This window comes from Myceligenerans salitolerans (genome assembly GCF_017349295.1).
Lineage (GTDB): Bacteria > Actinomycetota > Actinomycetes > Actinomycetales > Cellulomonadaceae > Myceligenerans > Myceligenerans salitolerans.
In genome coordinates this window covers 1-5,176 of sequence record NZ_JAFMPK010000031.1, presented here as the reverse complement: position 1 = coordinate 5,176, position 5,176 = coordinate 1, and the positions used below count along the sequence as shown (strand labels likewise).

Sequence of the window (5,176 nt, the reverse complement as noted above, 5' to 3'; positions counted from 1 at the left end):
ATCGAGTTCGAGACCATCTACCCCGCAAACCTGGCCCAGGCCGCCTAACCCCACCTGTCACCTATCCGTGCAGCAGACCCAGTCCCGCCTGTTCGACGCGATCGCACTCGAGACCGGACTCAGGAGCTTGCAATGAACAACACCAGGACCCGTCGGGCTACCGCCGACGACCTCGCTGCCGCGAACCTCCTGTGCCGCGACCCCGGCCTGCACGACCACCTGCAGGGTGCGGCCGCCCGCGACGCCGACGTCGTCGGTCACGCCATGGACACCTGGGCCCCGCACGCGGCTAGCCTGCTCGACGCCGGCTGTGGAACCGGCACCCTCGTCGCCGCGCTGAGCGACCGCCTGACCTGTCTCGGCATCGACGTGCAACCCCAGCTCATCGCCCACGCCCGCCACGCACACCCGAACTGCGACTTCGAGGTCGGTGAACTGTGCACCCTGGACCTGGGGCGCACGTTCGACGTCATCACCTGCCTCGGCAACGTCCTGGCCTACCTGCACGAACCCGACGAGCTCCACGCCGCGACCGCTGCCATGAGCCGCCACGCTCACCCCGGCACGATCCTGGTCATCAGCACCCTCGTCACCCCGCCACCGGAAGCGCCGGCGAGCACCGCCCTGGTGGCGACTCCTCGTGGGCCTGCGGAGGTCACCGTTCAGAACCGCTGGGACGTTGACACACAGATCGCCACGATGACCCGCCTTTGGACCTTCGCCGACCAGCAGACCGAGACTGACATCGTCCACCGCCGCGTACACGACCTCGACGCGCTGACCACAGCCTTGGCCAGCCACGGCTTCCAGGTGCGGGCGGCCTTCGATACGCTCGCAACCACACGGAACCCGCCGCGCGGCCCCTCGGCCTTCGTGATCGCCCAGCGTCCCAGCGCCGATGACGGACGGACGCGGCGCCGGCCAGCGCGCTGACTCCGCTCCGCCAACCAGTTCAGGGGGCTTGGATGGTGAATGATGCACTGCGGCGCTGGCGCCTGAGCACACCGTCTCCGTCAGGCTCGGGTCGACCGATGACCCGCGCCGAACTGGCCGACGCCGTCAACCAGTACATCTGGTCCACGACCGGCCAGCACTGCGCCCTCGATGCGGCGACGCTCGCCCGCTACGAGCGCGGCACGGTCCGCTGGCCCGGTGCGGCGTACCGGACCGGGCTGCGAGCTGTGCTCGGGGCCGGGAGCGATGCCGAGCTGGGGTTCCATCCCACCCGCCGAGGCGCTGCGGCCACGGCCGCCGTGTCGGTGCTGGGCGGAAGCGAGCCCGTGAGGTGGGCCGGCGTCGATCCCGAGACCTTCCTGCGGACGCTGTCCGACGCCGAGGCGCCTCGCCGGGTCTCGTGGACCGAGGTGGAACTTGTCCGGGAGACCACCAGGGTGATCGCGACCTCGGAGAACACATTCGGCGGCGGCCTCGCCCTCCAGATGGCCACCGCCCAGTTGCGCCTTGCGACCGGACTCCTCGACGCCGCGGGAACCGTCGAGGTCCGCCAGGCGGCGGCCCAAGCGGTCGGGAACCTCGCCGGCGTCGTCGGATTCGCCGCGTACGACATGGCCGACTACGCCCTGACCGACCGCTGCTACCACCTGGCGCTCTGGTGTGCCGACGAAGGCCGCTCGGCGGCACTGCGCGCCACCGTCCTGGCGGACATGGCACGCAAGGCAGCACACCTCGACCATCATGGCGACGCCCTGGAAATGATCGAGGCAGCCCAGGAACTCCGCGGAGACCTGACCGCCACCGGCCGTGCCATGCTCGCCGCCTCTCGCGCCCGGCTCCTTGCCCGCACCGATCGTCCGCGCGACGCACGCGAGGAGATCTCCCACGCCGACGAATGGTTCGCCATGCGCGACCCCGCCACCGACCCGCCGTGGCTGTGCTATTACGACGATGCCGAGCACCAGGGCTCGATCGGCAAGACACGCCTGCCCCTCGCACGTGCCGGCATCGACGTCGAGGACACGATCGACCGGCTCAGCACCGCTGTCGCCCGGCACAACCCGCAGTACGTTCGCTCACGGACGTTCTCCCGGATCCGGTTGGCCACCCTCCACTGCTCGATCGGTGACGTCACCACCGCCACCGAGATCGCCCGGGTAGCCATGGACGACGCCGCCACGATGCGCTCAGCGCGCATGCGCGAGGAACTGACCACGCTCGCTTCAGCCACGGCCGGCCTTCGGAGCCCGCAGATATCCGAGCTGCGCAGCAACATCTTGACCATTCTGGCCACCTGATGAAGCGAACGCCCGCGACCCAACCAGCCGGACGCCACGAACCCGACACCGTCGATTCCATCGCGTCCGTCGCTCATCAGGCCGCAGTCCAGGTCGGGATCGACAATGTCGGCGCCCGCCCGCTGCGCCACGGCTCCAACGCTCTCTACTTCCTGCCAAGCGCGAACCTCGTCGCGCGGGTGGGCCGCCCCGGATCGTTCGCGATCGCTCGGCGAGAGGTCCGCGCCGCCGCATGGCTCGCCGGCCAAAGCCTGCGAGTGAACACACCCGCGCCCGAAATCGAACAGCCGATTCTCGTCGGCGACCGACCCGTCACGTGGTGGCTGCCCTTGCCGCGCCACCGCCACGCCACCACGGCCGAACTCGCGACCGTCCTGCGCCGCATGCACGAGCTACCGGTACCGGCCGAACTCGGCCTGCCCACCTTCAACCCGCTCGCCCACATCGCCGACCGCATCGGCGACGCGCCCGGGATCACGCAGGGGGACCGCTCCTGGCTCCTCGACCGCGCCGCCGAACTCCGCCAAGAGGCCGCCGCTGGTGCGTTGCCCGCCAGCACCGCCATCGTCCACGGTGATGCCTGGCAGGGCAACGTCGTCGTGCCCGACGACGGCGAGCCCGTTCTGCTCGACTTCGAGCATGTCGCGCTCGGACACCCCGACTGGGACCTGATCCCGATCGCCGTCGACCACACCGACTTCGCACGCCTCAGCGACGCGGAGTACGACGCGTTCGTCGGCGCCTACGGCGGCCACGACGTCACCACCACGCCCTGGTTCCGCACCATGGCCGACATCCAGGAACTGCGGTGGACTGCCTTCATCGCTCAGAAGGCTGCCACGGACTCGCGTGCAGCGACCGAGGCCGCCCACCGCATCGCTTGCCTGCGCGGCGCCATCCCCAAGCCCTGGACCTGGGCAGCCTTCTGACCGTCCGCAGATTGCCGTCCGGCAATCTGCAACGGCCTGGCTCGCTCGAACGTGCGGATGGCTACGCTCAACAGGCAGGCCGGGCAGGCATTCGCGCAGTCCGGGAAGTGGAGCGGACAGCACGAGGGGGAGTGATGACCAACGAGCAGCTTCGTATCCGTCGAGAAACAACGCCTTCCCCGTCGGGCGATGGCCGACCGATGACGCGCGCCGAGCATGCTGCGGCGGTGAACCAGTACATCTGGAAGAGGACCGGCAGACACATCACTCTGGACGTCGACACGATCAGGAGGTACGAGCGCGGGCGGATCAGCTGGCCGGGCGCGGACTACCGCGAGGGACTCCGTGCCGTGCTCGGGGTCTCGTCCGAGGCCGAGCTCGGTTTCAGCCCGACGAGGCGTGGCCGGGCTGCCGTGGCGGCTTCGCTGTCGGGCCAGGACGTCGGCATCTTGCAGGTCGGCCCCGCCGACTGCGAACTTGTATCTGCCCGCCATGAGGGGTTCGTGGCGTCCATGCTGCGGTTTCCGGCTGAGCTGGACGAAGCCCGAGCCGCTGCGGTCGGCCTGTGGCGGTACCAGGCACTTCGGCGTGAGGTACGGGGGCCGATGCCGTTCACCGTGAATGCCACCACCGACGCCGGATGGCGATGGCTGGGGCTTCCCCCTGAGTAGTGGACACGCGAGAGACTGGACCTGGTTTGGTCCGGAGGAAGCGAGTTCACCGTCATGGTGCGGAAGTTCTATCCGGAGGAGTTCAAGGCCGACGCTGTCGAGCTGTACTCCTCCACGCCGGGGGCGACGATCAAGGAGATCGCTGCTGACCTGGGAGTTCACGAGGGAACCCTGTCGAGGTGGTTGCAGGCCGCTGGTGTGACGTCGCCGACGGCGGCTGGTCGGGCCGATGACGGCGGTGGGTCGAGCGGGGCGGGGGTGCCTGAGACGGCGGCTGAGGAGCTGGAGCGGCTGCGCGCGGAGGTCAAGCGGTTGCGGGCGGACAAGTCACTGCTGGAGACCGAGCGGGAGATCCTGCGCAAGGCGGCGAAGTATTTCGCGGGCGAGACGACCTGGTGAGCCGTTTCCAGTTCGTCGCCGAGTTCCATGACACCTACGGGGTGAAGCGGCTGTGTGAGGTCCTGCAGATCGGCAGGTCTTCCTACTACAAGTGGCGTGATGGCGCTGATCGTCGGGCCGAGCGTGTGGCGGCGGACGCCGATCTGGCCGCGAAGGCGTCCGCGATCACCGCGCAGTTCGATGGGACCTATGGGTCCCCGCGGGTGACCGCTGAGCTGCGCGACGCCGGGGTCGTGGTGAACGCCAAGCGCGTGGCCCGGGTGATGCGCGAGCACGGGGTTGTGGGGGTCCACCTGCGCAAGAAGGTCCGCACCACGGTCCCGGCCAAGGACGCCCCGAAGGTCCCTGACCTGCTAGAACGCGACTTCACGGCCGACGCGCCGAACCGGAAGTACGTCGGTGACATCACCTACCTGCCGATCGGGGATGGGCAGTTCCTCTACTTGGCCACGGTGATCGACTGCTTCAACCGGCGCCTGGTCGGCTGGCAGATCGCCGACCACATGCGCGACACCCTGGTCATCGAGGCCCTCGATGCGGCCGCCCGCGAACGAGGCTCGTTGGCTGGGGCGATTTTCCACTCCGACAACGGCCGTCAGTACTGCTCGGACGACTTCCTCGCCGCGGCCGGGCGGCACGGGTTGACCCTGTCACGCGGCGCGGTCGGGACCAGCGCCGACAACGCGCTGGCCGAGAGCTTCAACGCCGCGCTCAAGCGCGAGACTCTCCAGGGTGAACGCCGCTGGAACGGGGCCCGGGAGTGCAGGAAGTCCGTGTTCCGGTGGGTCACCCGCTACAACACGCGACGACGACACTCCTACTGCGACTACATGAGCCCAATCGATTTCGAGAATACTCACCTCGCCACTACAATGCCGATTGCTGGTTAACACACCGAGGTGTCCACCATTCGGGGGGAAGCCCC

Annotated in this window: 5 protein-coding genes; all 5 read left to right on the top strand. The window is 69.0% G+C overall.

Annotated elements, in window-relative coordinates; genetic code table 11:
* Positions 1–132: 132 nt before the first annotated feature.
* The 5 genes from J0911_RS08090 (at position 133) to J0911_RS08070 (ending at position 5,141) form a co-directional block, all read left to right on the top strand.
* The gene (locus tag J0911_RS08090) at positions 133–933 is read left to right on the top strand and encodes a class I SAM-dependent methyltransferase (protein ID WP_207274953.1); all 801 of its coding nucleotides are present in this window, start codon (positions 133–135) and stop codon (positions 931–933) included.
* A gap of 98 nt (positions 934–1,031) precedes the next feature.
* Entirely contained in the window at positions 1,032–2,252 is a 1,221-nt protein-coding gene (locus J0911_RS08085; protein WP_207274952.1) for an NsdA family TPR-like regulatory protein, read from the top strand.
* Positions 2,252–3,181 (top strand): aminoglycoside phosphotransferase family protein, encoded by a 930-nt coding sequence (locus tag J0911_RS08080; protein ID WP_207274951.1) that lies wholly within the window; start codon positions 2,252–2,254, stop codon positions 3,179–3,181. The genes J0911_RS08085 and J0911_RS08080 overlap by 1 nt, the downstream gene beginning before the upstream one ends.
* A 227-nt stretch (positions 3,182–3,408) precedes the next feature.
* Positions 3,409–3,852, top strand: a complete 444-nt coding sequence (locus tag J0911_RS08075; protein WP_207274950.1) for a hypothetical protein — start codon at positions 3,409–3,411, stop codon at positions 3,850–3,852.
* Positions 3,853–3,906: 54 nt separating this feature from the next.
* A protein-coding gene (locus J0911_RS08070; protein WP_372434853.1) for an IS3 family transposase occupies positions 3,907–5,141 on the top strand; the annotation gives its coding sequence in 2 pieces (ribosomal slippage) (positions 3,907–4,234 and positions 4,234–5,141; 1,236 coding nt in all).
* The last annotated feature ends 35 nt before the right edge of the window (positions 5,142–5,176 follow it).